The following is a 25,195-nucleotide window of genomic DNA, read 5'->3' as shown; positions in this document are numbered from 1 at the left end:
GCAATTCTTGCATCGACCGGGGACACCGCATGGCAAAGCAGGGCGCAATGGGGCTGAGAGGTATCGCATTGTTCGAGGCCGCCAAGGGCTTGCTGGTGATCGTGGCCGGCCTGGGCCTGGCCGCACTGCTGCACCGCGACGCCCAGGCGCTCGCGGAAGCCATCATCCAGCGCCTGCATGTCAATCCGGCCAGCCGCTATCCCACCATCTTCCTGTCCTTGCTTGCGCATCCCGACAACGCCCGCCTGTGGGCCATCGGCGGCTCTGCCGCGGTCTATACGCTGATGCGCTTTGCCGAAGCGTACGGGCTCTGGCGCGGGCTTGCATGGGGCAACTGGATCGGGGTGTGGTCCGGCGGCATCTACATTCCGCTGGAACTGTACGAGGCCCTGGTCCACCCCAGCTGGCTGCATGGCACGCTGGCGGCAGCCAACCTGCTGGTGGTGCTTTACCTGGCGCGGGGGCTGCTGGCGAAGTCGACCGCCAGGGGGTCGTGATCCGATGAACGGTAGGGGCCGGGCGCGTAGTGGCCCGGCACCGCAGGCGCACCCGGCGCCGGGGCATAGGAGAAGGCCGGAGGCTCGTCGGCATTGATATGCCAGGCATGCACGGCCATGACATGGCGGGCCGCGGCGGCATCGGCAAGCACATGATCGAGATAGCCCGCCTGGCCGTTGTAGACGTAGCTGTACGCCGGCTTCCCGGCGAATTCCGCGACCATGTCGGCATAGCCGCGGTGCGCCAGCACGCGCACGGGGTCTTCCATGGCATAGCTGTTCAGGTCGCCGATCACCAGCACGCCCGCGCCGGCCACGCCCGTCGGCGTTGTGCCCAGCCATTCGGCCAGCGCCTGGGCTGCCTGCACGCGCGCGGGATTCCAGCAACCCTGGCCATCACCTTGGTCGGCTTGCGCGCCGGTGGCCTCGGTGCACGTCTTGGACTTGAAATGATTGACCACGACCGTGACCGGCGTGCCGCCAGCCGCCGCGCGGAAGGTGCCGGCCAGCGGCTGGCGGCTGCGCTCGCCCAGCCAGGTGGTGGCCGCGCGCCCGGCGGGCACGGCGGTGCGGGCGTTGTACAGCAGGCCGACAGCGATGGCATCGCTGCCAAGCGCCGGCGTGCCGGGATCGAGCACGCGCCAGTCCGGCCCCAGCCGCGTGGCCAGCTGGCGGATCGCGCTGTACTGGCCGTAGCCGTCGTTTTCTACCTCCATCACGCCGATCACGTCCGCATCCAGTCCCCGCAGCGCGGCGAGCAGCCTGGCTTCCTGGCGTGCCAGCGCCGCGGCGTCCTGCGCGCCGCGGTTGCCGGGGGCATCGAAACCGCCGCCCTGGCCGTCACCATTGAAGTAGTTCTGCAGGTTGAAGGCGGCCACGCGCAGCGTGGTGGCCGGATGCCGCGGCGGGGCACCGCGGCGCGGGTTGGTGGCCTGGAATACCGGCGCGCTCGCTCCGGGCACCGGCTGCAGGCGCCACTGCCCGTGGCGTTTTTCCAGCACGCCCTGCACGCCGCTGACCGTGTCTCCGGCCCGCACCGGGTGGTCCGCGGCCAGGCGCGGTGGCGGGTAGGGCACCACGGCGGGATACTGCCGCGTCGAGCCATCGTCAAGCAACAGCCGGTTGCGGGCGTTGGCGGCGGCGGCTTGCCGCGCGGCCGTTCCCGGCAGTGCCTGTTGCGTCGGCGCGATGGGCCGGCCGTCGCTCAGCGCCAGAGTGCCATAGCGACCAAGCTCATGGGTATCGGCAACCGTCAGCGTCTGGGGCAGGCGCACCAGCATGCCTTCACGCGCGGCAAGATCGGATTCGCCCGCGACCGGCAAGGCCAGCGTCTGCGGCGTCACCGCCATGCTGCGTGCGCACACCGCCAGCGCACCGGACAGCACCAGCTGCGTCTGCCCGAATTTCTCTTCGACCCTTCCGGACACGCGCACCATGTCGCCGGCGCGCGCCGTGGTGCGTGGCGCATAAACAAACAGGCCTTCCGACACGCCGGGCCGGTGCAGGCGTTGCGCGTCCGCGGTCTGCAGGAAGAAGCCGCGCAGGCTGCCATCGCCGCTGAAGGCCGCGGTGACGACTGCCTCTACCTCCACCACGCTGCCCGCGAGCGGCGACGCCGCCGCGGCACCCTGGATCTCGGCGATCGACGTCGCCGGCGTGCCGCATGGTTGCGATGCAGCATGCGCGCCCGCCAGGCAGGTCAAGGCGAGGGCGGGCAAGACGGCCCGGGCGAGGTGGCGCTTGCGCAGGGACATTCGCATGGTGTTATCGGCAGGTAGTGGCAGGGTGGACGATGCTAACCGCCGCGTGTAACGGAATGCTTGCAGCAGGCATGTGGCCCCGCGATCGTGCTAAGGTAGCAGACACCCGCCGGTGCCCCGGCATCTACTCCATTGGTAAAACCGTCATGATCAAGGAAATCGCACAACTCACCATCAAGCCCGGCATGGACAAGCAACTGGAGCAGGGCGTGAGCCAGGCCACGCCGCTGTTCCTGCGCTCGCGCGGCTGCCACGGCGTGCAGCTGTTCCGCTCGATCGAGCAGCCGGAACAATACACGCTAGTGGTGGAATGGGAGACGGTGGACGACCATATGGTCCATTTCCGCGAATCGCCCGAGTTCCAGCAATGGCGCGCCCTGGTCGGTGAAACCTTTGCCGCGCCGCCTGACGTGCACCACGTGGCCAAGGTCCTGTAAGCGCACGCCATGAGCACCCGGCCGGAACGTCCCCGCCATTTCTCGATGCTGCGCGAGCTGCAGCTGGCCGATGTCTTTACGCTGGGCAATGCGGCCTGCGGCATGGGGTCGGTGTTCTTCGCCATGTTCTACGTGGCCGACCAGCAGTTGTCGCATTTCTACACGGCGGCGGCATTGGCGCCGCTGGCCTTTATTTTCGACGTGCTTGACGGCCGCATCGCGCGCTGGCGCCATGCGCATTCGGCGCTGGGGCGCGAACTGGATTCGCTGGCCGACGTGATCTCGTTCGGCGTCGGGCCGGCCACGCTGGCCTTTGCCGCCGGCATGCGCGGCGGCTGGGACCTGGCCGTGCTGATCTACTTTGTCTGCTGCGGTGTCAGCCGGCTGGCGCGCTTCAACGTCACCGCCGAATCCCTGGCCGAGGGCAGCGACAGCGGCAAGGTTGCCTACTTCGAAGGCACGCCGATCCCGACCAGCGTGCTGCTGACCGCGGTGCTGGCATGGTGCGCCTGGCAAGGCCAGCTTGGCGGCGAACTGCCGGGCGGCGCGTGGGTGCTGGGCCCGGCGGTGCTGCATCCGCTGGCGCTGCTGTTCGCGCTGTCGGGCACGCTGATGGTCAGCAAGACGCTGCGCATTCCCAAGTTCTGAGCCGCCGGCGGCTTCGCTTCTGGCGGCCCCTTGCTGCGGGCCTCAGGCAGGCGCCGCATTTCCCGCCTCGGGACCTGCTGGCCGCGTGATGACCTGCCCGTCGCGGGCCCCGCTGTGCGCGCCGTGCTGCCAGGTAATGGTGCCGTTGACGATCACGGTGTCGATGCCTTCGGCTGGCCGGGTGGGGGTTTCGTAACTGGCGGCATCGCGCACGTTGGCCGCATCGAAAACGACGATGTCGGCATGGTTGCCCACGGTAAGCGTGCCGCGCCGGTGCAGGCCGAAGTTGCGCGCCGTCAGTCCGGTCATTTTCCAGACCGCCGTCTCCAGCGGGAACAGGCCGACCTCGCGGCAGTAGTGCCCCAGTACGCGCGGGAAGGTGCCCCACAGGCGCGGATGCGGGCTGGCGCCGACGGGGATGCCGTCGGAGCCGATCATGGTTTCGTCGAAGGCAAGGATGCGCTGGACATCGTCCTCGTCCATCTGGAAGTAGATCGCGGTGCCCGGCTGCAGGCGGCGCGCGGCTTCGTCCTTGGGCACGCCCCATTCCCTGGCGATGTCGTCGAGATCGCGGCCCGCGCATTCGGGGTGCGGTTCGCTGGCGGCGATCAACACCCGGCCGTCGAGCATGCCGCGGTCAGTGCGGATCATGGTGGAGCCGGCCGTGTACGGGTAGCAGTCGAGCGACACGCACTGATGCTTCATGGCCTCGCGGATAAAGGGCAGGGTTACCTGGCTCTTGCCAAAATTGGCCTGCCTCTGCACCTTGTGGTGCGACACCACCACCGGCACGTCGAGCTCGCGGCCGATGCGGAAGGTCTCGTCGAGCGAGGCCATGACGTGGTCGGACTCGTCGCGCATATGGGTGACGTAGAGCGCCTTGCGCACACTGAGCGGCCGGCAGACTTCGATGATCTCCTCGGTCGTCGCCATGGCGGCGGGCGGGTAGAAGGTGCCGGTCGACAGGCCGATCGCGCCGGCCTGCATGGCCTCCTCGACCAGCGCCTGCATGGCGGCGATCTCCTTGGCATCGGCTGGCCGGTCCAGCGCCGCCATGGTGACCGCGCGCAAGGTCGAATGCCCGACCATGGCGGCTACATTGACCGAGCTCGGCATGGTGCGCAGCGCGTCGAGGTAGGCGGCGAAGGTGGTGAAGCGGCCTTGCGCCGGTGTGTCGATCAGGCTCAGCGGCATCGGCAGATCCATGTCGGCGCGCAGCGGCGCGGCGCTGATGCCGCAGTTGCCGGCGATCACGGTGGTGACGCCCTGCGAGACTTTGAACGGCATGGTGGGTTGCGACAGCACCGCCTGGTCATCATGCGTGTGCGCGTCGATGAAGCCTGGGGCGACGATCAGGTCCGTTGCATCCAGCACGCGGTTGGCCGTGTGCCCGGCGAGGTCGCCGATCGCAGCGATGCAGCCGTCGCGCACGCCGATATCGGCGCTGAAGCGGGGTGCCTTGCTGCCATCGATCACGGTGCCGCCGGCGATCAGCAGGTCATAGTGCGGGGCGTGTGCAGAGGTGGGGTCGGACATGGGATTCCTTTCCTGGACTGGAGCGTGGCGGTCAGCGGAAATGGCAGGCCACGTGGTGGATGCCGGTGGCGGAGGGACGTTCGGTCAGCAAGGGGGCCTGCTCCTTGCAGCGGGCTTGCGCATGCGGGCAGCGCGTGTGGAAGCGGCAGCCTGCCGGCGGATTGGCCGGGCTGGGCGGATCGCCCTGCAGCAGCAGGCGCCGCGCGGGCCTGCGCGGGTCGGGCACCGGCACGGCGGACAGCAGGATCTCGGTATAGGGGTGGCGTGGCGCCGAGAACAAGGTGTCGCGGTCGGCCAGTTCGACGATCTGGCCGAGGTACATCACGGCGACCCGGTGGCTGATATGGCGCACCACGGCCAGGTCGTGCGCGACGAACAGGTAGGCGATGCCGAACTCGGCCTGCAGGTCCATCAGCAGGTTGACCACCTGCGCCTGGACGGAAACATCGAGCGCCGATACCGGCTCGTCGCAGACGATCAGCTTCGGGTTGAGTGCCAGCGCGCGCGCGATGCCCAGCCGCTGGCGCTGGCCGCCGGAGAACTCGTGCGGGAACTTGCGCACGGCTTCGGGCCGCAGGCCGACCTTGCTGAACAGCCATTGCACGCGCTCGTTGCGCTCGGCACGCGACTGCAGGCCGAAGTTGCGCAGCGGCTCGCCCACGATCTCGCCCGCCGTCAGCCGCGGGCTGAGCGAGGCATAGGGGTCCTGGAAGATGATCTGCAGGTCGCGCCGGCGCTGCCGCATGGCGCTTGCCGGCAGGCCCAGCAGTTCCTCGCCGTCGAGCTGCACCGAGCCTGAAGTCGGCTCGATCAGGCGCAGCACCGACTTGGCAGTGGTGGTCTTGCCGCAGCCGGATTCGCCGACCAGCGATAGCGTCTCGCCGTGCTCCACGGTGAAGGACACGCCGTCCACAGCCTGGATCGGCGGGCTGCCCGGTGCCAGCCAGCGCCGCGGTGCGAGGTAGTGTTTCTTCAGGCGGTCGACCTTGAGCAGGGGCGCTGGCGTGGCGGAGATTGTGCTCATGCGATGGCTTCCTGGGCTTGCGGGTTGCATTCGATGCGGCCTTCCTCGACGGCGAAGCAGGCCACCGCATGGTCGCCACCGTGGCGTGTGAGCTGCGGCAGCTCGCGCGCGCAGCGCGCGTTGGCATGCGCGCAGCGTGCCGCGAAGGCACAACCGCGCCGCGCTTCCTGTGGCGAGGGCACCAGGCCGGGGATTTCGGCCAGGCGGCGGCTGGTGTTCATCGACGGCATCGATGCCATCAGCGCGCGGGAGTAGGGGTGCAGCGGGCGGTCGAACAACTCAGTGACGCTGGCTTCCTCGACCTTGAGCCCGGCATACATCACGATCACGCGGTCGCAGCATTCGGCCACCACGCCCAGGTCGTGCGTGATCATCACCACGCCCATGCCCAGTTCCTGCTGCAGGCGGCGGATCAGGTCCAGGATCTGCGCCTGGATGGTCACGTCGAGCGCCGTGGTGGGTTCGTCGGCGATCAGCACCTCGGGATTGCAGGCCAGCGCCAGCGCGATCATCACGCGCTGGCGCATGCCGCCCGAAAGCTGGTGCGGATACTCGTTGACGCGGCGTTCGGGCTCTGGGATCTGCACCAGCCGCAGCATTTCCACCGCGCGCCTGAGCGCCTCGGAGCGGCTCGCGCCCTGGTGCAGCTGCACGGTTTCGCCAATCTGGCGGCCAATCGTCAGCACCGGGTTCAGCGAGGTCATCGGTTCCTGGAAGATCATCGAGACGCGATTGCCGCGGATGCGGCGCATCTCGCGTTCGCTGAGCTGCAACAGGTCCGTGCCGCGCAGCCGCACAGCGCCGCGGATGCGTGCCGGCGGCGTGGGCAGCAGCCGCATGATGGACAGCGCCGTCACGCTCTTGCCGCAGCCTGACTCGCCCACCACGCCCAGCGTCTGGCCGGCACGCACGGTGTACGAGACGCCGTTGACCGAGCGGGCCGGCCCGGTGAGCGTGTCGAAATGCGTATGGAGGTCCTCCACTTCGAGCAGCGGCTCGCCCGTGGCCGGCCTGACATGGGACATCGCGCGCGACATCGTGATGGTCATGGTTGCGCTCCCGGATTCAGAGTTGCCGCGCCAGGCGCGGATCGAGCGCGTCGCGCAGGCCGTCGCCGAGCAGGTTGATGGCCAGCACCGTCGCGGCCAGCAGGATGCCCGGGTACAGGATGATGTGGAAGGCCACGGCCACGAAATTGCGCCCCTCGGCCATCATGTTGCCCCAGCTCGGCATCTGGGCCGGCACGCCGACGCCGAGGAACGACAGCGCGGCTTCCGTGAGCACGGCGGTGGCGGCCACGAAAGTGGCCTGCACGATCAGCGGCGCCACCATATTGGGCACCACGTGGCGCACCAGGATCACCGGCAGGCGGGTGCCGACCGCATGCGCCGCCTCGACGTAGAGCTGCTCGCGCAGGGTCAGCGCCAGCGAGCGCACCAGCCGCACCACGCGGGGGACCTCGGGTATGGCGATGGCGATGATCACCGCGCCCAGGCTGGCCTGCGTAACGGCCATCAGCGCGATCGCCAGCAGGATGCCCGGGATTGCCATCAGGCCGTCCATCACGCGCATCACCAGGGAGTCCGCCCGGCGCACGAAGCCTGCGACCAGGCCCAGCAGCACGCCGGACACGGTTGCCAGCAGCCCGACCGACAGGCCCACGATCATGGAGACGCGGCCGCCCCAGACCGCGCGGCTGAATACGTCGCGGCCGAGCGCGTCGGTGCCGAACCAGTGCTCGGCCGATGGCGGCTGCATGCGCGCCAGCGGGTCGATGTCCTGCGGGTCGACGGTGGCAATCCAGGGCGCGCCGAGGGAGAGCACGGCGATCACCGCCAGCAGCAGCGCGCCCAAGATCAGCGTGGGGTGCTTGCGCGCCCAGTGCCAGCGCGGCAGCACGAAAGGCGCATGGTCGGGTGCCGGTACGGCAGGTTCGGTCGCGGGCAGGGAAGTGGTCATGTCAGCAGTGTCTCGCGGCGAAAGCCATCAGTACTTGATGCGCGGATCGAACAGCCGGTAGCTGAGGTCGATCATCAGGTTGATCAGCACGTAGACCCCGGCGGAGACCAGCAGCACGCTCTGGATCACCGGGTAGTCGTGGCGCTGCACCGAGTCGACCACCAGGCGGCCGACACCCGGGATCGCAAACACGGTCTCGGTCACGACCACGCCGCCGATCAGCAGCGCGATGCCCATGCCGACGGTGGTGGCGATCGGGATCGCCGCGTTGCGCAGCGCGTGGCCCAGCACCGGCAGCACGCCCAGGCCCTTGGCGCGCGCAGTGCGGATGTAGTCCTCATGCAGCACTTCCAGCACGGTGGCGCGCGTCATGCGCGTCACCAGCGCGATATAGACCAGCGCCAGGTTGACGCAGGGCAGCACCAGGCTGCGCAGCCATGCGCCGGCGCCGTCGGCGAGGCGCGCATAGCCCTGCACCGGGAACCACGGCAACTGGATGGCAAAGGCGTAGACCAGCAGGTAGCCCACCAGGAACACCGGCAGCGAGAATGCCAGCACCGCGAACAGCATTACCAGCCGGTCGACCCAGCTGCCGGCGCGGTACGCGGCCAGCGTTCCCAGTGGCACCGCGACCAGCAAGGTCAGCAGCATGGTCAGCGCGGCGACAGAGACGGTCGGCTCCAGCCGCTGTGCCAGCAACTGCGCCACCGGCACCTGGGTGAAGATGGAGGTGCCGAGGTCGCCGGTGGCGAGCCGGCCGAGCCACAGCAAGAACTGCCGCCACAGCGGCTGGTCCAGCCCCAGCACGCCGCGCAGCCTGGCGATGTCGTCAACGGTCGCGAGGTCGCCTGCGATCAGCGCCGCCGGATCGCCCGGCGACAAGTGGATCAGCAGGAAGACCACCACGGCCACCACTGCCATCACGGGCAGCGTCGCGGCCAGGCGTCTGAGCAGGTAGCCCATTGTCGTGTTTCCCCCGGTGGTTCGTGCTTCGTGGTTATTTGTCGAGCATCCAGACCGTGGGCATGCCGGCCCACATCTTGTCGATGCCCTTGAGGCTGGCACGCGCCGCGAACGCCGACGAGTACTGGCCGGCGTTCACATAGGGCACCGCCTCATAGGCGCGCTTCTGGAAGGCATCGAGCAGTTCCTTGCGCTTGGCGGGCACGGTCTCGCGGACCCAGGCCGTGCGCAGTGCGTCGAGCGGCTTGTCGCAGGGCCAGCCGGGCAGGCTGGTGCCGCAGGGGGCGCTGAGGTAGGCATTGGTGATCGGGGAATCGGCATCGAACTCGCCCGCAACGGTCACGTACATATTCCAGCCCCCGGCCTCGGGCGCATCCCGCTTGGCGCGGCGCGCGCCGATGGAGGCCCAGTCCATGTTCTGCATGTCGACGTTCATGCCCATGCTGCGCATGGTCTGTGCCGCCATCAGGGCTTCAGCGTTGAGCTGGGGAATGTCGGTCGGCACCAGCAGCACCACCTTTTCGCCCTTGTAGCCCGCCGCACCCAGCAACTGCCTGGCACGCGCCGGATCGGCCTTACGGTACGGTTCGGCGCCGGCAGCGGTATCATTGGGGCCGCCGCAGATGAAGAAGGTGGCGCAGTAGTTGATGCGCATGTCGAGCGGATAGCCCATGGCCGCGGTGAAGCGTTCCTGGCTGACCGCCTGCAGGAAGGCCTGGCGCACTTTCGGGTTGTTGAATGGCGGATGCAGCTGGTTCATCACCAGCACGCCCTGGTAGGCGCCGCCCGAGCCGATCTTGATGCTGGCGTCGCCGCGCAGCGGGGTGATGTAGTCCGGCGGTACCTGTTCGATCAGGTCGACCTCGCCGCGCTTGAGCGCCGCGATGGCGCTGTTGGCGTCCGGCAGGTAGAGCCATTCGACGCGGTCCACGCGGGGCTGCTTGCTGCCGGCGAGACCGCTCGCGGGCTCGCTGCGTGCCACGTAGTGCGGGTTGCGCACGAACACCGCCTTGTTGCCCGGCACCCATTCGTCGCGCTTGAAGATGAAGGGGCCGGAGCCCAGCACCTCGGGCAGCGGCGCGGTGGCGGGCATCCTGGCCAGGCGCTCCGGCAGGATCACCGGGGGAAAGCCCGAGGGCTTGGCCAGCGCATCGAGCACCATGCCAAAGGGCTCCTTGAGCGTCAGCGTGAACGTGCGCGCGTCGACCGCTTTCCACTCGGCGCCGGCTTCGCCCATGGCTCGGCCCAGGCTGTCGCGCGCGCCCCAGCGCTGCAGCGAGGCGATCGCGTCGGCCGAGGTAACCGCGCTGCCATCCGAGAACTTCAGGTCGGGACGCAGCGTGAAGCTCCACTGCCGGCCATCCTTCGAGCTGCTGTACTTCTCGACCATCTGTGGTTGCGGCTTGCCCTTGGCATCCTGCGCGAACAGCGTGTCGTAGACCATGTAGCCGAAGTTGCGCGTGATGTAGGCCGTGGTGAAGGTCGGATCGAGGATCTTCAGGTCGGCATGCGCCACGACCTTGAGCGTCTTGGTCTGTGCCAGCACGGGAAGGCTGGCGCCTGCCAGGACCAGGGCGCCCGCCGCGAGCGCGGCGGACAGGGATCGGTTTGGTGTCATGTGCAGTCTCCGCATTCTTCGTTGTCGTTGTTGTCGTGATCGCAGCCAGGCGGCCGGCGCTCAGGCCGCGGCGCTGTCCAGGGGCCACTTGGGCCGCTGGATCTTGCGATAGGGCAGGGTCGTGAGGTCAAGCGTGACGGCCCCCGGGGCGCCTGCGTAGATCACGTGCCTTGCCACTTTCGAGAAGGACGCGTAGAAGTGCTGCGAGGACTTGACCACGATGATCTGCTTGCGCGCCAGGTCACAGCCCAGCTGGGTGAACATGTCCGTGCCCATGGCCTGGTTGCGCAGCGTGTTCAGCACGATGTCGATGCCGTTGGCTTCCACCAGCGCGCAGTCGCCCATCGGCACCGGCGCGTCGGACAGCCCGGTCATCACCATGTCGGGCAGCAGAGCCTTGACCGTGCAGTCCAGGTCCAGCGGGTCGCCGGATAGCGGACTGATCTTGCCACCGATGCGCATCCGCAGGCGCGCGCCCACGCCGGCATCGAAGGCGATGCGCACCGCGATCGGGTCCCACATCGGGCCGACCGCCGCATTGCCGATGCCGCGCTCGATCAGGCGGCGCAGGACAAAGGTGGAGTCGCTGGCTGCGCCGCCGCCGGGATTGTCGGCGCCGTCGGCCAGCACCACCGGCCCGCCGTCGCAGGCCAGCGCCTCGTCAAGCGAGGTGTCGATGTCCGGGTAGCGCACCGTGAGCCCGTCGCGCATGGCGATCAGTTCGTCGGCGAGTTGCCGCGCCAGCGCATCGGCCCTGGCCTGGTTGCCATCGACGTAGACCAGGACCTTGGTGCCCATCGCCGGCACATCGCCCCATGAAAACCCATGCGCCACCGAGATCGACAGCACGCCGTCGCGCCCTTCCAGCGACTGGATGCGGTCGATGAAGCCGCGCGCCGGCTCGCGCGAGGTGTGGACCGTGACGATCATGCTGCAATCGACCACCGCCGCCACCGGGCGAACCTTGCCTTCCACCGTGGCCGCGCACAGGTCGACCAGTTCCAGCGCGCGTTCCAGCACGTCGGTATGCGGGTATTCCTTGAAGGCGACCATCACGTCGGCGTATGCCGTCATCTCGGGCGTCAGGTGGCAGTGCGGGTCCAGCTCCGCGCCGATCACCACGTCCGGGCCGACGATGGCGCGCACACGCTGCAGCAGGTCGCCCTCGCAGTCGTCATAGCCATCGGCCACCATCGCGCCGTGCAGGCCGAGCAGCACCATGTCCACCGGCAGCGCCGCGCGCAGGTCGGCCAATAGTTCCTCGCGCAGGGTTTCGTAGGCATGGCGGGTGGTGGTGCCGCTGGGCTGCGCGCCGGCGACCATGCCTTCGCACAGCTGCCAGCCGCGCTCCTTGCCGCGGATCCGTGCTGCCCACAGCGGCCCTGAGAAAAACGTCATCTGGTCAGGATGCTGGCCGGCCGCGAAGTAGCCGCGATCCCTGAAGGACGCCAGGCCGGTGGGCATCGGCGCAAAGGTGTTGGTTTCGGTAGCGAGGGAGGCACTGAAGACACGCACGATGGTTGGCTCCTGGTCAGTCGGGGATTAGCGGTTGGGGGAAAGCGCGATTCAGGCCGAGGCGGCCAGGCGGCGCAGGCGCCCCGGCCCAAGCATCCCGGCGCTCAGGCCGAACGAAGCAGGATGCGCCGGCACCGGCAAGCCGCGCGCCAGCGCGGCACAGGTCTCGCCCATGGCCGCCGAGGTCTGGATGCCGTAGCCGCCCTGGCCCGCCACCCAGAAGAAGCCCGGCACGGCGTCGTCGAACCCGCCCACCAGGTCGCCGTCGGCGACGAAGGAGCGCAGCCCGGCCCAGGTGCGCGCAGGGCGGCGGATCCTGAGCGAGGTCGCGGTCTCGATGCGGTCGATGGCGAGCGCGATATCCATTTCCTCGGGCTGGACGTCCTGTGGCTCGACCGGGTCGGCATTGGCCGGGGAGCCCAGCAACATGCCGGCATCGGGCTTGATGTACCAGTCCTCGTCGGCGCCGAAGACCATGGGCCAGCCGCTGGTGTCCATATCCGCGGGCGGAGCAAAGACGAAGGCAGAGCGGCGGCGGGGTTCAATCCCCAGCGGCTGCACGCCGGCCAGCCGCGCGATGACGTCGGCCCAGGCGCCGGCGGCGTTGAGTACCACCGGTGCCGTATATACCGACCCGCCAGCCTCCACGCGCCAGTGGTCCCGCACGCGTGCCATGGCCGTGACTTCGGCATCGCACACCAGCTTGCCGCTGGCCTGGCGCATGCCGCGCAGGTAGCCCTGGTGGATCGCGTCCACATCCATGTCCGCGGCGCCGGGCTCATAAACGCCGCCGATCACTTGCTCCGCGCGCAGCGCTGGTACGCGCTCGCACGCTTGCGCGGCACTCAGCAGGCGGGCGTCGGGATCGACGGCGCGCACCACGTCCCAGTGCGCGTCAAGCAAATGCTGTTGCCCGGGGCCGGCGACCATCAGCGCGCCGCGCGGCGTGAGCAGCGGGTGCGAGGCAAAACCCGGCGGCGGATCCTGCAGGAAGGCGCGGCTTGCCATCGTCAGCGCGCGGACCTGCGTGGTGCCGTAGCTTTCCATGAACAACGCCGCCGAGCGGCCGGTCGAGTGGTAGCCAGGCTGGGCTTCGCGTTCGAGCAGGATGACGCGGCCATGGGGCGCGAGCCAGTACGCGACGGAAGCACCGGCAATGCCGCCTCCGATGATGAGATAGTCGGCTGGAATCGGTGAGGCAGCGTGAGTCGGGTGCATGGATCAGGTGGCAGGAGAGCGCCTGCGGGGCGCTCATGCATTCGGAATGGGAGTGAGTGTAGGCAAGAATTTGCGTATATGCAAATTGCGGATACGCAAATCTTGCGCTAAGGTGGGCGGCAAGGGGATAAGCCTTGGCGCGGTCTGCTCTGTTAGCATTCCGTCCAACGGAAAAAAGGAAGCAGGCTTGAAACCACACACCGCCCACGGGCGCGGCAGCGGCATCGGGACCGATGACGGCGAGTCGCGCACGCTCGACCGTGAAACCTTTGGCAAGCGCCTGCGCGCGGCGCGCAAGGCCTTTGGCTGGACGCTGGCGCACCTCGCCGAACTGTCGGGAGTCTCGATCACCACCATCTCGCGCGCGGAGCGCGGGCAACTGGCGTTGGGCTACGAGAATTTTGCCGCGCTGGGCCAGGCGCTGCAGATGGACATGGGCTCGATGTTCGCGGGTGCCGGCACGAAGACGTCACCGTTCCAGGGGCCGGTCGTGACCCGGGCCGGCGCGGGCGTGACCTACCGGGGATCGTCGCTGACCTATGAGTTTCTTGGCACAGAGGCCGTCGGCAAGCAGATGAGCCCGGTGGTCGGTACCGTGCATGCGCGCCGCATCGAGGGCCCCGGTGACTTCTCGCGCCATCCCGGCGAGGAGTTTGTCTATGTGCTCAGCGGCGAGATCGAAATCCATTTCGACAACGGCGAGAAGCTGCACCTGGCGCGGGGCGATGCGTTGTATTTCGATGCCCGCATGGGCCACGCCTACATCAGCGTAAGCCGGCAACTCGCCCGGATCGTGGGTGTGACCACCAGCGAAAGCAACTTGATGAAGTCGGCCCAGGCGGCGAAGCCGGAGGCGGTGCCAAAACGGGCGGTCGGGCGCACGCAGGGGAAAGCCGCCGCGACCAGGGGCAAGGGCAAAGGCTGAAGGGGGCGGAACCCGCGCTTTCAGGTTCCGAGGTGAAACATTGCTTGCGGAGCCCCGCGTGGCCGTGGATACGGCATGGGGTCGGTGTTCTTCGCCATGTTCTTCGTGGCCGACCAGCAGCTGTCGCATTTCTTTACGGCGGCGGCGCGGCTTGCATGCCGTTGCGAGCAGGCTGTCCCTGGTGAATTCTGTTTTTTTGAATTCTGGCTTCATTTTTCTTGAAGAGCAAAATCAGAATCGCCTGATTTATTTTTTCGACAGCACCATTTTTACTATCCATCTTGAGTTGCAGCGCGCCGTCATTCAATGACCGCCGCAGCGACAGCGTGCCGCGAGACGCAGCGTATCCAGTCACTAGTTTTTTTCGGCACGAAAGCGTTCAACTCCACGGAGTGCTTCGCATGGGTAGCCGATTACCGTTTTCCTCCCGTACCGTTACCGTTACCGTATCCGGTGATGGGTTGCCGGAACTATTGGGACAGCCGCTGCTAGTATTTTCCAGGCTGTCCGGCACCGAGGGTATCAATTCGCTGTTCGAGTATGAGCTGGAACTCAAGACGCCGGACGACCGCAATGTCCTGTACGGTCCGGCGGGCGATTTCGACCTGGAAGCCATGCAAGGCAAGGAGCTGACAGTCAGTATCGAACTGGACGGCTCCGGCAGCGGCCTGGACGGCGGCCTCGGCAGGGGCAAGCGCGAGATAACAGGGATCGTCACCGATGTGCGCGGCCCTTACCACGAAAACGAGCGCATTCGCTATCGCCTGACCTTGCGCCCCTGGTTTTGGCTCGGCACGCTCACCTCCACCTTCAAGCGGTTCCAGAACATGAATGTCCTGGAAATCGTGGAAGTGGTGCTGAGCAGATATACATTTCCGGTCGAGCGCCGGCTTTCACTCATCGAGTATCCCAAGCGCCAGTATCAATTGCAGGCCGGCGAGACCGACTACCAGTTCGTGCGCCGGCTGCTCGCAGAGTGGGGCCTGAATTTCCATTGGGAGCACACGAACGGCCATCACCGCATGGTGCTGACGGATGGCAATGGCGCCTTCCAGAACATCCCCAGCCCCGCGTATCACACCATCAACTGGTATCCATCCTCGGACCGGGTGGACGAAGAACACCTCCACCAATTCGAGGTACGCGATTGCCTGATTACAGGCTCGTGGGCGCACGGGGATTACGACTACAACCAGCCCCGCGCCGACCTGAATGTCTCCGTTGACGACCCCCGCGAGACCAGCCATGCCACCTATGAACTGTACAGCTGGCCAGGCGATTACGTTCAGCCCAAGTCCGGCAATGACGCCCGCAAGGAAGGCGACATGCTGGCGCGCATCAATATGGAACGCCTGCGGCAACACGGCGTGCGGGTGCGCGGCCAGGGCAACGTGCGCGCAATGGCGCCGGGCCACACCTTTACGCTGAAGCGCTTCCTGCGTGCTAAGGCCAACCGCGAGTACCTGATTTTCGCTACGCGCCTGCTAATCGAGGACGTGGGCGAGTTCGCGGGTAGCGACCAGCAATGGCGCTGCGAGGTGGAATTCGAAGCCCAGCCCACCAGCGAAATCTTCCGGCCCGAGTCGGTCAAGAAGCCTTACATCGGCGGGCATCACATCGCCAGGGTCGTCGGCCCGGCCAATCAGGAAATCTGGAGCGATGATCTGGGACGGGTGCGCTGCCAGTTTGTCTGGGATCGTTACGGTAGTTTTGACGAGAATAGCTCCTGCTGGATTCGCGTAACCGGTTTTTCATCGGGCGGTCGTTTCGGCAACACGCACCTGCCGCGCATCGGCCAGGAAGTCATTGTCATATACGAGGGCGGAGACCCGGATCGGCCAATCATCATCGGGCCTGTCAATAACCGGCTGAACCTGCCGCCGTGGCAGTTGCCCAGCCAGCATGCATTGTCCGGCTACCAGAGCAAGGAACTGTTCGGCGAAGGCCGCAACCAGACCCTCTACGACGACACGCAGGGCCAGCAGCAGGTGCAAGTCGGGTCGGACTACCAGAACAGCCTGCTGGCCCTGGGCCACATTGTCCGGGTGAGGGGTTGGGAGGGACGCAAGGACAAGCGGGGAGAAGGGTTCGAACTGCGCACCGACGCGCATGGCGCGCTGCGCGCCGCACTTGGCCTGCTTATCACCACCTTTTCGCGCCTGAACGCTGAAGGCAACGCGATGAATGTGCGGGATGTCGTCCAGTTGCTCGAACAGGCACAGGGCATTGCCGCCACCATGGGAGAGAAGGCGACTGAAGCCCAGGCCCAGGACGGCGAACAGACCGACATTGCAAAACTGCTGGAGAAGCAGCTCGAGCAAATCCAGGGCGGAGGCGAACTGAAGGAATTTACCGCCCCCCATCTGGTATCGGCCAGCCCCGCCGGCATCGTCTCCACGGCAGCGGGTTCGACCCACATCGCCAGCGGTGGCGACACCGCACTGACCACGGGGGAACACCTGTCCGTCACCGCCGGTGGCGGCTTCTTTGCCAGCGTGCGCAAGGCGCTGCGCATGTTCGCCTATGAGGCTGGCATGAAGCTGGTTGCAAACATGGGCGATATCGACCTGCAAGCCCTGAAGAAAAATATCAATCTGCTGGCGAAGCTCAAGATCACCCTGACCGCCGACGAGATCACCATTCAGGCCAGGCAGAAACTGTTGCTGGCAGGCGGCGGCAGCTACCTGCGACTGGACGGCAACATCGAGCATGGCACCAACGGCAGGTTCACCGTCCACGCCGCCAGCAAGCTGCTGACCGGGCCTAACAGCATCCCGACGGAACTGAGCACAAAGCAGGTCTGCCTGGAATGCCTGCTCAAGGCAGCCAGGCGCAACACGGGCCTGCTGCTGCGCTGACCCGAGACCGGCGATGACAACCGAACCAAACACCGTCTATATCTACGCGCTCGCCGACGGCGCCCAGCACCCGCTGCTGATTGGTGACCTGATGCGCGAGGCCACCGAGCACCGTAATGTGTATGCCGGCCTTCCCGAGGAAGAAGCGGGCGACGCCTCGCTGTTCCTGGCGCACATTGCAGATGCAGGCGAACCGTGGCTTGCCAGGCTGGATGAACTGGACTTGCTCGCCCCCTGCATGACCCTGATCTGGAGCCGCATCGGAATCGACGCGCTCGCCACGCACCTGCGGCAGTTCCTGATCGCCGACCTCGGCGACGGGCTGAACGCCATGGTGCGTTATTTCGATCCGCGCAACCTGCGCACAGTCATGACGCTGTGGGGCGAAGAGACGACGCACAAGCTGATGGAACCCATTCTCCAGTGGAAGTACCGCGGCCATGATCCCGAGTGGAAGCGACTGGATGGGCCGCTGAACGGCAATCAGTTCGAGACGACACCAGTTGCCATTGCATTCGATGAGCAGCAGGTTGATGACTTCATGGCGCACTGCGAGCCGGATCAGATGCTGGCGGGCCTCGTTGAAGACGGCACCGTACCGGGCGATGGTCCCTACCTGCCGCGCTTCCTGGATTTCGTTGCGCGTTACAAGCGCGTGGCTGCCTGGCGGCTCATCGAGCCCGCCGACCGCCTTGGGTACTGCCAATACTCGTACCGCTATGGCGCCGACTTTGATCAAGATCCAGACGTGTACCGCGCGTTGGAACAACGGATGCACGAGGGCTGCAGCTTCAACGCCTGCATGGCCCATGTTCCTGACTACGTGTGGAAGCGCGTGCTTGCCAGGCAGGCCGATCAACAAGCGGAGAGAAACGATGACAAGAAATAGCTTGAATCGGAAGCGCGCACATCGATGGCAAGCCGCACTGGTGTTGCTGGGCGCGCTCGGTGTCCTTTCCGCATGCTCAGGCGAATCGCGGACTGACTTGGCGGCAAAAACCACGGTTGGAGCTGAGAAGGAGCACGTAAGTCCCGGCAGCGCTCGCGGTCTGAACTACTCGTCCGATGCCATCTATAGCTATTACGTCACGGGGCCACGAGGAATGAACGGTGGCGGCGCAAACATGGGGCCTGCATACAAAGAAGGGCCTGCCGAACCTGGCGAGATGTGTTGCGTCGGCATCCCTCAGCCATGGAAGCCCGGCACGCAACTACGCATCGAATGGGAGCGCGACCGCAAGCCGTTTGACTACAAGGACAGAAGCGGGCTGGCGGTGCTGACCGCAACAGTCACCGTGCCGGAATACGGTCCGGATACCTACGGATTCTGGGCGATATTCCTACCGGGGGATCGTGTCAAGGTGATGGTCATGGACGGCAATGCGAATGGTCACAATTCCGTCAGAACGAAGCCCGCAGATGACGACCCTTTCGTCGTTCAAGGTGTACGTGACGAGGCCCTGACCCAGCAAGCACTGAAGAGGTTCCAATGATGAGCGAGGGCGCACCTTCAACGCCTGCATAGCGGACTACGTGGGGAACCGTGTGATCGTCACGCAGGCCGATCAACAAACGGAGAAGAACGATGAGAACAAGTAGCTTGATGCGAAAGCGCCTTCCTTCATGGTTCGCCGCGCTGGTGTTGCTGGGCGCGCTTGGAGCCCTTTCGGCATGCTCGGGGGAATCGCGGACTGGCTTGGCGGAAAAAACCACCGCTGGAGTTGAGAAGGAGCACCTATCGGCCGATACCGCCGGCGGAGCCGCCAAGGAAGAAATCTATGGGGGTGGGGTGCGCGGGCTGAACTACTCGTCAGATGCCATCTATAGCTTCAGCGTCACCGGGCCGCGGGGCATGAACGGCGGCGGCGCAAACATGGGGCCTGCATACAAAGAAGGCCCTGGCGAAGCGGGCGAGAAATGCTGTATCGGGATTCCGAAATTCTGGAAGCCAAATACGCAACTGAAGATCAAATGGGAGCGTGACCGCAAGCCCTTCGACTACAAGGACAGAAGCGGGCTGGCAGTGCTGACCGCAACGGTCACCGTGCCGGAATACGGTCCGGATACCTACGGATTCTGGGCGATATTCCTACCGGGGGATCGTGTCAAGGTGATGGTCATGGACGGCAATGCGAATGGTCACAATTCCGTCAGAACGAAGCCCACAGAAGACGACCCTTTCGTCGTTCAAGGTGTACGTGACGAGGCCCTGACCCAGCAAGCACTGAAGAGGTTCCAATGATGACCGCTTTCCGCCTGCCTATTGCCATGCCGGAAACGGATAAGGGTCGCCTTCCCGAGGGAAAGCGCGCCTACCAGAATGGCAAGACCACCGTGGACGATCCCCATGGCGACTGTGAACAGACAATTCACATCAACCTGTTCTTCGATGGCACCAACAACAATGATGATGTCAGAACTCCTGCCCGCTGGCGGGATTCTACCTACAAGACGCATACCAATGTTGCGCGGTTGTTCCGGGCCTGCCCTACCCGCCCGCAGCAGGGGATCTTCAGTTCTTACATTGCGGGAGTCGGTACGCTCTTTCCCGAATTTGGCGAACACACCTATAGCAGTAGTGGCAAGGCTTTTGCGAGCGGCTTTGCCAAACGCTGTGCTTGGGGTTACACGCGCGTGCTGAACGCCGTGTACCAAGCTATGGTTCCGGGAGACGAAAATGGTCTCATCAAAGATGACGAAGCTGCCAAGATTTGTGCGAAGCTCGACTGGAACCTGGGTTCCTCCCTACTCACTGCCAAGGAGAAGCACCTCGGCAGCCTATACGACTCGCTGGTTCGCCAGTGCAAACGCAATCGTCTCGTCAGGAAGGCATACGTCAACGTTTTTGGCTTTTCGCGCGGCGCGGCGGGCGCCCGAGTGTTCGTCAGCAAGCTGATCAACTACTGGGCCAAGGCCGGGAAGCTGGCGGGCAAGATCGACTACGAAGTCAACTTCCTGGGGCTGTTCGATACGGTCGCGTCGGTGGGCCCGCCCGAGTCGTTTCAATCCGCCGTGGATCTGGAATACTTCGACGGGCATTTCTGGGCGGCAGGGGGCGGCGCCCTGAACATTCCCGCCCAGGTGCGGCGGTGCGTGCATTTCTTCTCCATGCATGAACAACGCATGAGCTTCCCGCTGGATTCCATCCGGAAGGGGAAGAGCTACCCGGCAGGCGACAGCAAGCTGCTGGAAGTGCCCTACCCGGGCGTCCACTCGGACGTGGGTGGCAGCTACGCGCCGGGCGATCAGGGCAAGTCGGTCAAGGGCGAGGGCCACCGGTTGGGCAAGATTCCGCTGCACGACATGTACATCGAGGCACTGAAGGTCGGTGTGCCGCTGCGGCTGGTGGATGCCAAGAACGACGAAGACCGGATGGATGCGAACAACATGCAGGATTTCGCCATCGACCCTGCCGTCGCCAAGGCCTTCAACGATTGGCGGGCAACCCTGCCCGCCATTGACGGCGTGGAGAAGGCCCTCGAATTTGGCCTGCGGCAAAGCCTGCAATGGCGCGCCTTGCGCGCACGCTGGCACACCGGCACCTACATTACCAACCAAGGGTTCTACCACTATTGCGCGGAGCCGGCGAACAAGCGCGAGGACAGCAAGACTCCCCAGCAACTGCGCACTGACGTGGATAAGGCAAGGAAGGCCGATCCCGTAATCCAGAAGCTGGAACAGGACAGCATCCAGTTGAAGCTTCAGGTCCAGCAGCTCAGAGACCGCGCAATGTTTCCCCAGACGACTTCGCAGGACATGGCGGGTTTGACCAAGCGCCGAGCCCTGGAGGCCAAGATTGCCGCGAACGATGCCGCCATCGCCGCGCGGGAGAATGAGCTGATGGCGGAGGCGGTTGGCAAGAACCCGGCCGACTGCCGCCCTGGGGAGGTGCCGATGACTTTGTCACCAATGACCGCACCGACTTGCTGGAGGCGGCTGAGGAATTCCAGTTGCTATTGGGATACCTGCACCCTGAACTTCAGCCCGGCTTGAATGTGCGGAAGGAAATGATGGCCCGGCCGGCTTTTTCACCCATCGGGGCAGCGGAACGGGTCGCCAATGGTTTCAAGTACCTGGCGATGCCCCGCGCAGAGCGTCCACGCACGGATTCGAAGCTGCTCGTTATGGTCGACGACGATATCTTGACCAAAAGCGCTGCCGTTCGCGGTTATTGGCCCATCGATGACGTATTGGTGGAACCTGCGCCGGAGATGATCCTCTACCTGAGGGCCACGACCGCTGCCAAGGCCGTGGACGACTTTGCCTTGCGTGAGAAGGCAGCCATTGAGTTGTTCGATAACTACATCCACGACAGCCGTGCCTGGTTCCGTGTGCCGAATTTCCACGAATACGCACCAGGCGGCTACGGGTGGGCCAGGACATTCTTTGTCGGCGACAGCAAGGCAGTGCGGCACCTCGGCATGAGCGCAAAGGGCGTGTTGGACAAGGTGCAAGATACCGCTCTGGCCGTCGAGCGCGAAATCGATGCCGCCAAGGACAGGGCGATGCGGGCATTGGGCGACGCAGCAGGGCGCGCAGCGGATGCCGCCCGGGATGCAGTCATCGATCAAGGCAGGAAGGCCATGGAAAAAGTCATCCCCTCGGGATTCCCGATGCCAAGGCTGTGACGGACGCGTGATGGCAAATGCACCGCTCTTGCCGCATCCGTCAATCCTTGAAGGAACGCCAACATGACAGCATGGCTAGATAAAGATGATCCCGCGCCGCAACGGACACGGCCGCCGAAACCAGGCTCCTCTGCCAGGCAGGCCGTAACCGGTCAGGAGACTCAGGAACCCGCCACGAAGCTTCTCCCTTCAGCCAAGACCATCGAGGTCCGCATTGCCGAGATCAACGGTGCGCGCAATCCCCTGCTGAAAGCCGCCAGGCCGCTGCTGCGCGCACTGGCAGACATCCCGCCCAAGCTGGATAAGCGCGGTGAGGTGGAACGTCTGCGCACCCTGCTGGAGCAGGAATTGCGCACCTTCCAGGCGGTGTGCGACCGACTGAACATCGACCGCAAACACACCACCGCCGCGCACTACGCACTCTGCACCGCGCTGGATGAGGCCGTGAGCCATACCGAGTGGGGCGGCGGCAGTGCGGCTTCGCTGGGCGCATGGCCTGGCAGCGCCCTGGCCTCGACCTTCCACCAGGACCGCGAGGGCGGCACCAAGGTGTTCCTCATCCTGGGCCGGTTGGTGGAATCGGTGGCCGAGAACATCGGCACCATCGAGGTCTACTACCACATCCTCTCGCTGGGGTTTCAGGGGCGGTATCGCGGCATGGCGGACGGTGACCAGCAACGGCACGCGATCCGGGGACGCCTGCTCGATGCGATCAGCAAGCACAACGGACCAGTGCCCAAGGAACTGTCTTCCCACTCGCAGCCCGCCCCGCCTGGCCGCTTCCATCACCTGAGCGGCATCCCGGTCTGGATGACCTGCGCAGCGGGCCTTCTGGCCGTCGCTGGCCTGGCCGGATACTACAAGTACCAGCTGATGCTCCAGGAGCGTGACGTAGTGCAACAGATCGGGGCCATTGGCAACCTGACTCCACCCCCCGCACCGAAGGCGTTGCGCCTGGCCGAGCTGCTCAAGGACGAGATCGCGCGCGGCGTGGTAGCTGTCAGGGACGACAACCACCGCAGCACCGTAGTGTTTCGCGGCGACGACATGTTCGGCGCGGGCCGGGCCGAGGTCAATGCGAAGCTGACGCCGACGCTGAACAAAGTGGCGGGCGAAATCAATAAGTTGCAGGGCAAGGTGCAGGTGATCGGCCACAGCGACAACCAGCCCATCAAGAGCGCCCGCTACCCGTCCAACCAGGTCCTGTCCGAGGAGCGTGCCGCCATGGTCAGCGAATACCTCGCCAGCCAGGGCGTCGCCAAGAGACGCCTCGAAGCCATCGGCAAAGGCGACACCGAGCCGTTGACGGACAACAAGACCCCCGCCGCCCGCGCGGCGAACCGGCGGGTGGAAGTGGTCATCACACAGTAGGAAGCTCGGACGCCAAGGCGGGCTATAAAGGGCGGTTGAACCGGCGGCTTTCCCTTCACGCCTTCTCTCCCGCTACCTGGTTCACCGACAGGGCCTGCGCCGTCTGGATCAGCGGCGCCCGCGCTTCATCCAGGCTGAGGCTGGCACCGAGGCAGCGCAGGTTATGCCCGCGCCGCCTCGGTTGCCGGCGCAGCGCGTGTCCGGCTGACCATCAGTGCCAGCAACGCCGCCACCATGCAGGCCGCACCGGCCGCGTACAGCGCCGGCGTATAGGTCAGCAGCAGCGTACGGCTCAACCCCGCACCGAACGCTGCCACGGCCGCGCCGATCTGGTGGGCCGCGAAGATCCAGCCGAACACCATCGGCGCGCGTTCGCGCCCGAAGGCGGTGGCCGCCAGCTTGATAGTGGGCGGCACGGTGGCGATCCAGTCCAGGCCGTAGAACATCGCAAAGATCGACAGGCCGTACAGCGTGAAGGTCGAATGCGGCAGCCAGAACAGCGACAGGCCGCGCAGCGCGTAGTACCAGAACAGCAGCTTGCGGCTGTCGTAGCGGTCCGACAGCCAGCCCGACAGGATGGTGCCGATGAAATCGAACGCACCCATCATCGCCAGCGCCGAGGCGGCCGGCACCGGGCCCATGCCGAAGTCGCCGCACAGCGCGATGAAGTGGGTCTGGATCAGCCCGTTAGTGCTCAGGCCGCAGATGAAGAAGGTGCCGGCCAGTACCCAGAAGGTCTGGGTACGGGCGGCATCGCGCAGCACCAGGAAAGGCCCGCGCAGCGTGAACGGCGTGACGGTTTGTGCGGCGGGCGGCGTGGCTGGATGGGCCGGGATATCGCCAAACGCCGCCAGGCCGACATCGGCGGGTCGGTTGCGCATCAGTGCGAATACCAGCAGCGCCAGCGCCGCGCAGGCAGCCAGCACCGGCAGCACGGCCACGCGCCAGCCCATATGCTCGATCAGCCAGGCGGCCACCGGCAGGAAGGCCAGTTGCCCCGTCGCCGCGCTGGCCGTCAGGATGCCGATCACCAGCCCGCGCCGCGCGCTGAACCAGCGGTTGGCAACCAGGGCCGCCAGCACCAGCGCGGTCAGCCCGGAGCCAACGCCCAGCATCAGGCCCCAGGCGACAAAGAGCTGCCACAACTCGGTCGTCACGGTGGCCAGCGCCATGCCACCGGCAATCAGCGCCAGCGCGGCGCAGACCACGTTGCGCACCCCGAAGCGATCCATCAGCAGCGCCGAGAACGGTGCCATCAGCCCGAACAGCGCAAAGCGAAAGGCCAGGATCGATGAGATCTGGTCGGTGTTCCAACCCATCTCCTTGGTCAGCGGCTTAAGGAAGGCGCCAGGCAGGCCAAGCGCGGCCGAAGTGGTGAGCATCACCAGGAAGGTCAGGGCGGCGACCAGCCACGCGTAGTGGATGCCGCGCCGGTCGAGCCGGCTGGAAAGGGCTTGCGCGAACATGGGGGTCTCGTTGTCAGGGTCCGGGAGGCGTTGGCAAAGGGCAAAGCGAAGCCATCCCCGCCGTGTCTGACGGCGGCGGGGTGTCTCAGCCTTGGGGAAAACGGGGTTTAGGCGGTGCTGCCCAGCAGGCGGCTCCGCACCGCATTCAGCATCTCGTCGGAGAGCGGATCGCCGTCGGCGGCACGCGCCAGCGTAAGGGCGCCGACCAGCAGGGCCATGCGCACCAGCGCTTCATCGTGGCGCAGCTGGGGGTCATCGGATTCAACTGTCTGCGCCATGTCGTCCACCAACACGCGCAATCCTTCCACGTAGGCCTGGCGCACGGGCTTGCCGGCCGGCTCGCGGGCCACGTCCACGGCCAGCGCCGCGGCGGCACAACCCACGCCCGGGTTGGCGCAATGCGCGGCGGTCAGGTAGGGCTCAACCAGGTTGGCCAGCATGGCCTTGCGGTCGCCATCGGCGCGGGCCAGGCGGCGTTCCCAGCGGGCGGTCGATTCTTCAAACGCGCGCTTGCAGGCCTGCGCGGCCAGCGCGTCCTTGGAGGCGAAGTGGCCATAGAAGCCGCCATGGGTCAGGCCCGCGTCGGCCATCAACTCGGCCACGCTGACGCCATTCAGGCCGCGTTCGCGGAACAGGCGCGACGACGCCTGTTCGATCGCCTCGCGGTTCTTGTCGGTTTGTTCGCGTGATGCGCGTGCCATCTGAAGACCTCTTCGGGATTTATGCCTTGACCGGAGTTTAGATGATGCCCATACTTTATTCAATAGATGAT

The 25,195-nt window shown here is 65.9% G+C and carries 23 protein-coding genes; 11 read left to right on the top strand and 12 right to left on the bottom strand.

The window, feature by feature from the left end; genetic code table 11:
• Positions 1-29: 29 nt before the first annotated feature.
• Positions 30-497: a DUF2127 domain-containing protein gene (locus C265_RS28200; protein ID WP_037025485.1), complete on the top strand. Its 468-nt coding sequence runs from the start codon at positions 30-32 to the stop codon at positions 495-497.
• Here the strand turns inward: C265_RS28200 and C265_RS28195 are convergent.
• A complete protein-coding gene (locus C265_RS28195) occupies positions 449-2,257 on the bottom strand; it encodes an ExeM/NucH family extracellular endonuclease (RefSeq protein WP_052181694.1) in 1,809 nt (602 codons plus the stop codon). The genes C265_RS28200 and C265_RS28195 overlap by 49 nt on opposite strands.
• 146 nt (positions 2,258-2,403) lie before the next feature.
• Here C265_RS28195 and C265_RS28190 point away from each other — a divergent pair, with 146 nt between their 5' ends.
• Positions 2,404-2,694, top strand: coding sequence for an antibiotic biosynthesis monooxygenase (locus C265_RS28190; protein WP_010812465.1), 291 nt, complete (start codon positions 2,404-2,406; stop codon positions 2,692-2,694).
• A gap of 9 nt (positions 2,695-2,703) precedes the next feature.
• Positions 2,704-3,342 (top strand): phosphatidylcholine/phosphatidylserine synthase, encoded by a 639-nt coding sequence (locus C265_RS28185; protein ID WP_010812466.1) that lies wholly within the window; start codon positions 2,704-2,706, stop codon positions 3,340-3,342.
• Between the two features lie 42 nt (positions 3,343-3,384).
• Here the strand turns inward: C265_RS28185 and C265_RS28180 are convergent, their stop codons facing one another.
• From C265_RS28180 to C265_RS28145, 8 genes are read right to left on the bottom strand one after another with little or no spacing between them, the layout of a single operon-like run.
• Positions 3,385-4,878 carry an amidohydrolase family protein gene (locus tag C265_RS28180; RefSeq protein WP_010812467.1) on the bottom strand — a complete coding sequence of 498 codons (1,494 nt, stop codon included), beginning with the start codon at positions 4,876-4,878 and terminating at the stop codon, positions 3,385-3,387.
• A gap of 31 nt (positions 4,879-4,909) precedes the next feature.
• Positions 4,910-5,902 carry an ABC transporter ATP-binding protein gene (locus C265_RS28175; protein WP_010812468.1) on the bottom strand — a complete coding sequence of 331 codons (993 nt, stop codon included), beginning with the start codon at positions 5,900-5,902 and terminating at the stop codon, positions 4,910-4,912.
• Positions 5,899-6,951, bottom strand: a complete 1,053-nt coding sequence (locus C265_RS28170; protein ID WP_010812469.1) for an ABC transporter ATP-binding protein — start codon at positions 6,949-6,951, stop codon at positions 5,899-5,901. Before C265_RS28170 ends, C265_RS28175 begins: the two co-directional genes overlap by 4 nt.
• A gap of 16 nt (positions 6,952-6,967) precedes the next feature.
• The gene (locus C265_RS28165) at positions 6,968-7,861 is read right to left on the bottom strand and encodes an ABC transporter permease (protein WP_010812470.1); all 894 of its coding nucleotides are present in this window, start codon (positions 7,859-7,861) and stop codon (positions 6,968-6,970) included.
• A gap of 27 nt (positions 7,862-7,888) precedes the next feature.
• Positions 7,889-8,824, bottom strand: coding sequence for an ABC transporter permease (locus tag C265_RS28160; protein WP_010812471.1), 936 nt, complete (start codon positions 8,822-8,824; stop codon positions 7,889-7,891).
• A 34-nt stretch (positions 8,825-8,858) separates the two neighbouring features.
• Entirely contained in the window at positions 8,859-10,442 is a 1,584-nt protein-coding gene (locus C265_RS28155) for an ABC transporter substrate-binding protein (RefSeq protein WP_010812472.1), read from the bottom strand.
• Positions 10,443-10,502: 60 nt separating this feature from the next.
• Positions 10,503-11,957: a M81 family metallopeptidase gene (locus C265_RS28150; RefSeq protein ID WP_010812473.1), complete on the bottom strand. Its 1,455-nt coding sequence runs from the start codon at positions 11,955-11,957 to the stop codon at positions 10,503-10,505.
• Positions 11,958-12,008: 51 nt separating this feature from the next.
• Positions 12,009-13,175: an FAD-binding oxidoreductase gene (locus C265_RS28145; protein ID WP_010812474.1), complete on the bottom strand. Its 1,167-nt coding sequence runs from the start codon at positions 13,173-13,175 to the stop codon at positions 12,009-12,011.
• Positions 13,176-13,362: 187 nt separating this feature from the next.
• On the opposite strand from C265_RS28145, the gene C265_RS28140 reads away from it, so the two are divergent.
• Positions 13,363-14,100 carry a helix-turn-helix domain-containing protein gene (locus C265_RS28140; protein WP_010812475.1) on the top strand — a complete coding sequence of 246 codons (738 nt, stop codon included), beginning with the start codon at positions 13,363-13,365 and terminating at the stop codon, positions 14,098-14,100.
• A gap of 133 nt (positions 14,101-14,233) precedes the next feature.
• On the opposite strand, the gene C265_RS32625 is transcribed toward C265_RS28140, so the two are convergent.
• The gene (locus C265_RS32625) at positions 14,234-14,455 is read right to left on the bottom strand and encodes a hypothetical protein (RefSeq protein WP_168163330.1); all 222 of its coding nucleotides are present in this window, start codon (positions 14,453-14,455) and stop codon (positions 14,234-14,236) included.
• A gap of 46 nt (positions 14,456-14,501) precedes the next feature.
• Here C265_RS32625 and C265_RS28135 point away from each other — a divergent pair, with 46 nt between their 5' ends.
• The 7 genes from C265_RS28135 to tssL all read left to right on the top strand — a co-directional run bounded on the left by C265_RS28135 (position 14,502) and on the right by tssL (position 22,957).
• Positions 14,502-16,958 (top strand): type VI secretion system Vgr family protein, encoded by a 2,457-nt coding sequence (locus tag C265_RS28135; RefSeq protein WP_037025483.1) that lies wholly within the window; start codon positions 14,502-14,504, stop codon positions 16,956-16,958.
• A gap of 13 nt (positions 16,959-16,971) precedes the next feature.
• Positions 16,972-17,847 carry a DUF4123 domain-containing protein gene (locus C265_RS28130; protein ID WP_010812478.1) on the top strand — a complete coding sequence of 292 codons (876 nt, stop codon included), beginning with the start codon at positions 16,972-16,974 and terminating at the stop codon, positions 17,845-17,847.
• Positions 17,834-18,451 carry a DUF3304 domain-containing protein gene (locus C265_RS31900; RefSeq protein ID WP_081225781.1) on the top strand — a complete coding sequence of 206 codons (618 nt, stop codon included), beginning with the start codon at positions 17,834-17,836 and terminating at the stop codon, positions 18,449-18,451. Before C265_RS28130 ends, C265_RS31900 begins: the two co-directional genes overlap by 14 nt.
• 92 nt (positions 18,452-18,543) lie before the next feature.
• Positions 18,544-19,200 (top strand): DUF3304 domain-containing protein, encoded by a 657-nt coding sequence (locus C265_RS31115; protein WP_010812480.1) that lies wholly within the window; start codon positions 18,544-18,546, stop codon positions 19,198-19,200.
• Entirely contained in the window at positions 19,197-20,951 is a 1,755-nt protein-coding gene (locus C265_RS28115; protein WP_052181693.1) for a DUF2235 domain-containing protein, read from the top strand. The genes C265_RS31115 and C265_RS28115 overlap by 4 nt, the downstream gene beginning before the upstream one ends.
• A complete protein-coding gene (locus C265_RS31110) occupies positions 20,909-21,586 on the top strand; it encodes a hypothetical protein (protein ID WP_144062273.1) in 678 nt (225 codons plus the stop codon). The genes C265_RS28115 and C265_RS31110 overlap by 43 nt, the downstream gene beginning before the upstream one ends.
• A 63-nt stretch (positions 21,587-21,649) precedes the next feature.
• Positions 21,650-22,957: a type VI secretion system protein TssL, long form gene (gene tssL, locus C265_RS28110; protein ID WP_010812481.1), complete on the top strand. Its 1,308-nt coding sequence runs from the start codon at positions 21,650-21,652 to the stop codon at positions 22,955-22,957.
• 161 nt (positions 22,958-23,118) lie between these two features.
• Here tssL and C265_RS28105 read toward each other — a convergent pair whose 3' ends face one another.
• Together C265_RS28105 and C265_RS28100 are read right to left on the bottom strand one after the other, a co-directional pair.
• Positions 23,119-24,423 (bottom strand): MFS transporter, encoded by a 1,305-nt coding sequence (locus C265_RS28105; RefSeq protein ID WP_010812482.1) that lies wholly within the window; start codon positions 24,421-24,423, stop codon positions 23,119-23,121.
• 107 nt (positions 24,424-24,530) lie between these two features.
• Complete coding sequence (locus C265_RS28100; RefSeq protein WP_010812483.1) at positions 24,531-25,124, bottom strand: TetR/AcrR family transcriptional regulator; 594 nt, start codon at positions 25,122-25,124, stop codon at positions 24,531-24,533.
• Between the last annotated feature and the right edge of the window lie 71 nt (positions 25,125-25,195).

It is taken from the genome of Cupriavidus sp. GA3-3, from assembly GCF_000389805.1.
Lineage (GTDB): Bacteria > Pseudomonadota > Gammaproteobacteria > Burkholderiales > Burkholderiaceae > Cupriavidus > Cupriavidus necator_D.
The sequence above is the reverse complement of the archived record's forward strand: the minus strand, read 5'-3'. Positions and strand labels throughout refer to the sequence as shown.

Bases quoted from the DNA above. Each gene is read 5' to 3' on its own strand.
- C265_RS28175 (WP_010812468.1), bottom strand. From the start codon at position 5,902: ATGAGCACAATCTCCGCCACGCCAGCGCCCCTGCTCAAGGTCGACCGC.
- C265_RS28185 (WP_010812466.1), top strand. From the start codon at position 2,704: ATGAGCACCCGGCCGGAACGTCCCCGCCATTTCTCGATGCTGCGCGAG.
- C265_RS28160 (WP_010812471.1), bottom strand. From the start codon at position 8,824: ATGGGCTACCTGCTCAGACGCCTGGCCGCGACGCTGCCCGTGATGGCA.
- C265_RS31115 (WP_010812480.1), top strand. From the start codon at position 18,544: ATGAGAACAAGTAGCTTGATGCGAAAGCGCCTTCCTTCATGGTTCGCC.
- C265_RS28105 (WP_010812482.1), bottom strand. From the start codon at position 24,423: ATGTTCGCGCAAGCCCTTTCCAGCCGGCTCGACCGGCGCGGCATCCAC.
- C265_RS28135 (WP_037025483.1), top strand. From the start codon at position 14,502: ATGGGTAGCCGATTACCGTTTTCCTCCCGTACCGTTACCGTTACCGTA.
- C265_RS28145 (WP_010812474.1), bottom strand. From the start codon at position 13,175: ATGCACCCGACTCACGCTGCCTCACCGATTCCAGCCGACTATCTCATC.
- C265_RS28165 (WP_010812470.1), bottom strand. From the start codon at position 7,861: ATGACCACTTCCCTGCCCGCGACCGAACCTGCCGTACCGGCACCCGAC.
- C265_RS28195 (WP_052181694.1), bottom strand. From the start codon at position 2,257: ATGCGAATGTCCCTGCGCAAGCGCCACCTCGCCCGGGCCGTCTTGCCC.
- C265_RS28155 (WP_010812472.1), bottom strand. From the start codon at position 10,442: ATGACACCAAACCGATCCCTGTCCGCCGCGCTCGCGGCGGGCGCCCTG.
- C265_RS28200 (WP_037025485.1), top strand. From the start codon at position 30: ATGGCAAAGCAGGGCGCAATGGGGCTGAGAGGTATCGCATTGTTCGAG.
- C265_RS31900 (WP_081225781.1), top strand. From the start codon at position 17,834: ATGACAAGAAATAGCTTGAATCGGAAGCGCGCACATCGATGGCAAGCC.
- C265_RS28190 (WP_010812465.1), top strand. From the start codon at position 2,404: ATGATCAAGGAAATCGCACAACTCACCATCAAGCCCGGCATGGACAAG.
- C265_RS28180 (WP_010812467.1), bottom strand. From the start codon at position 4,878: ATGTCCGACCCCACCTCTGCACACGCCCCGCACTATGACCTGCTGATC.
- C265_RS28115 (WP_052181693.1), top strand. From the start codon at position 19,197: ATGATGACCGCTTTCCGCCTGCCTATTGCCATGCCGGAAACGGATAAG.
- C265_RS28170 (WP_010812469.1), bottom strand. From the start codon at position 6,951: ATGACCATCACGATGTCGCGCGCGATGTCCCATGTCAGGCCGGCCACG.
- C265_RS28100 (WP_010812483.1), bottom strand. From the start codon at position 25,124: ATGGCACGCGCATCACGCGAACAAACCGACAAGAACCGCGAGGCGATC.
- tssL (WP_010812481.1), top strand. From the start codon at position 21,650: ATGACAGCATGGCTAGATAAAGATGATCCCGCGCCGCAACGGACACGG.
- C265_RS28130 (WP_010812478.1), top strand. From the start codon at position 16,972: ATGACAACCGAACCAAACACCGTCTATATCTACGCGCTCGCCGACGGC.